The following is a 297-nucleotide window of genomic DNA, read 5'->3' on the forward strand; positions in this document are numbered from 1 at the left end:
AACAGGCTCGTGCGGCGTGCAAGCTGCCGGTGATCCGCAAGGACTTCATGATCGACCCCTACCAGATCGTTGAAGCCCGTGCCCTGGGCGCTGACTGCGTGCTGTTGATCGTCTCCGCGTTGGACGACGTGAAAATGGCTGAGCTGGCGGCCGTGGCCAAAAGCGTCGGCCTTGATGTGTTGGTTGAAGTCCACGATGGCAACGAGCTGGAACGGGCCTTGAAAACCCTCGACACGCCGTTGGTTGGCGTAAACAACCGCAACCTGCACACCTTTGACGTCAGCCTGGAAACCACCC

Annotated in this window: 1 protein-coding gene; it reads left to right on the top strand. The window is 59.9% G+C overall.

The window, feature by feature from the left end:
• Positions 1 to 297 (top strand): indole-3-glycerol phosphate synthase TrpC (locus BK665_RS33035; RefSeq protein WP_375538967.1); only part of this gene is annotated, 297 nt, incomplete at both ends.

Origin of the sequence: Pseudomonas frederiksbergensis (assembly GCF_003732665.1) — a bacterium.
GTDB lineage: Bacteria > Pseudomonadota > Gammaproteobacteria > Pseudomonadales > Pseudomonadaceae > Aquipseudomonas > Aquipseudomonas frederiksbergensis_G.